The organism is Mesorhizobium sp. M2A.F.Ca.ET.067.02.1.1, assembly GCF_004023285.1.
Classification (GTDB): Bacteria; Pseudomonadota; Alphaproteobacteria; order Rhizobiales; family Rhizobiaceae; genus Mesorhizobium.
In genome coordinates, this window is record NZ_RZSB01000830.1 from 1 (window position 1) to 2,476 (window position 2,476).

Here is a 2,476-nt window from a genome sequence, read left to right on the forward strand (position 1 = left end):
ATCGAATACAAATGGTCGGAAAAGGTGCAGACCGCCGACTTCAGCCGCGTCATGCGCGAATATGCGCAGGGCGGCTACCAGTTGGTGCTGGGCGACGCCTTCGCCGCCGAGCGCGAATCGCGAAAGACCGCCAAGCAATTCCCGAAGACCGCCTGGCTGTTCGGCTCCGGCGCCGGCCCGGCCGAGCCCAATTTCGGCGTCTTCGACAACTGGATCCATGAGCCGGCCTATCTCTCCGGCATGATCGCCGGCAAGATGTCGAAGTCCGGCACGGTCGGCGCCGTCGCGGCAATGGGCATTCCGGAAGTGAACCGCCTGGTCAACGCCTTCTTCGCCGGAGCCAAGGAGGTCAATCCGAACGTCAAGAAGAAGGTCGCCTTCATCGGCTCCTTCTTCGATCCGCCCAAGGCCAAGGAAGCGGCCGTCGCGCAGATCGACGCCGGCGTCGACGTCATCTATGCCGAGCGCTTCGGCGTCATCGAGGCGGCAGTGGAGAAGAAGATCTACGCCATCTCCAACATGTCCGACCAGTCGAGCCTCGGGCCAGATACGGTGATCACAGGCCCGGTCTGGGACATGTATCCGACGGTCGAGCAGGCGATCAAGCTGGTCAAGGCCGGCGTCTTCACCGCGCAGGACTATGGCGATTTCTCGCGCATGGCCAAGGGCGGCTCGTATCTGGCGCCCTACCACAAGTTCGACAAGACGCTGCCCGCCGAGGTGAAGGAACTGGTCGAGAAGAAAAAGGCCGAGATCCTCGAAGGCAATTTCCGCGTCGACGTCGACGAGAACACGCCGGTTTCGGATTGATGCATTTTGAGGGTGGCGCGAGGCCCCCTCTCTGTCCTGCCGGACATCTCCCCCTTCGAGGGGGGAGATCGGCAGTTTCATTGACGGCGCTCGATCTTTTCAACGTTGAAAGTTGACGAAAGCCGGCGTGACATCTGATCTCCCCCCTTGAGGGGGAGATGGCCGGCAGGCCAGAGAGGGGGGCCTCGCGCTGCCCTAAAGCATGTCTCCCGAAAGTGGGAACCGGTTTCGGGATAAAGACATGCGTAAAATCAAAACCTAAAGCGCGTGGAGCGCATCTGAAAGATCGCGACGCGCTTTAGGCGGTTAGCCGGATCGCAAATCCAGGGAGCACCCTTGTCCGCCCCACTCATCGAAATGCGCGGCATCACCAAGAGCTTCGGCGCCGTCAAGGCGAACGAGGCCGTCGACCTCAGCGTCGCACCCGGCGAAATCCTCGGCCTGCTTGGCGAGAATGGCGCAGGCAAGACGACGCTGATGAACGTGCTGTTCGGCGCCTACGCGCCGGACGCCGGCGAGATCCTGGTCGAAGGACGGCCCGTCGCCATCCACAATTCGGCCGATGCGCTCGCCGCCGGCATCGGCATGGTGCATCAGCATTTCCACCTCGCGCCGCGCCTCACGGTGCTGGAAAACCTGCTGATCGGCATTCCCGGCAAATCCGGCCGCATCGACCGTGCGCGCGGGCTCGCCCGGCTCACCGAAATCAGCCGGCAGTATGGGCTGAGCCTCGATCCGAACCTGCCGGTGTCGGCGCTGTCGGTCGGTGAGCAGCAGCGGCTGGAGATCATCAAGGCGCTGTTTCGCGGCGCGAAGCTTTTGATCCTCGACGAGCCGACTGCCGTGCTGGCGCCAAGCGAAGTAGACGGCCTGTTCGCCGCCCTGCGCTCGATGGCGGCGCAGGGGCTCGGCATCATCTTCATCTCGCATAAGCTGAACGAGGTCCGGGCGCTCACCCATCGCTGCGTCGTGCTGCGCCATGGCAAGGTCGCCGGCCGCGTCGACCACCCGGCAGAAACCACCTTGGCCGAGATGGCCAGACTGATGTGCGGCCACGAAATCGTCCCACCGGTCAAGGAGGCTTCGACGCCCGGCGCCGCCGTGCTGATGCTCGACGGCATCTCCACCGCCGGCCATGCCGGCACGCCGCTGCGCGACGTCTCGCTGGTCGTCCGGGCGGGCGAGATACTCGGCATCGCCGGCGTCTCCGGCAACGGCCAGCGGGCGCTGGCCGATGTCATCTCCGGCATGCTGCCGCCAAGGGCCGGCACGATGACGATAGCCGGCAAAACGGTGACGCAATTCTCGCCGCGCGAGCTGCAGGCGCTTGGCCTCGGCCGCATCCCGGAAGACCGCATGACCACCGGACTGGTCACCAACCTGCCTCTAGCCGATTCCATGGTTCTGCCGCGGATCGGCACCGAGGCCTTCAGCCGCAAAGGCCTGCTCAACCCGGCGGCGATCCGCGCCTTCGCCGAAGAACAGATCAAGGCCTACGACATACGCTGCCCTGGCCCGATGGTGCGCGCCGGCGCGCTCTCCGGCGGCAACCTGCAGAAGGCGCTTTTGGCACGCGAGCTCGCCTTCGACCCGAAAGTGCTGATCGTCTCGCAGCCGACGCGCGGCCTCGACATCGGCGCCGCCCGCTTCATCCACGAGAAATTCC

General features: G+C 64.8%; 2 protein-coding genes. Both read left to right on the forward strand.

The annotated features are described in order from the left end of the window. On the forward strand, positions 1 to 810 hold an 810-nt coding region (locus EOA28_RS32425), incomplete at its 5' end, for a BMP family protein (RefSeq protein ID WP_148670999.1). 336 nt (positions 811 to 1,146) lie between these two features. Further along, positions 1,147 to 2,476: ABC transporter ATP-binding protein (locus EOA28_RS32430; protein ID WP_148671000.1), on the forward strand; the 1,330-nt coding region annotated here is incomplete at its 3' end.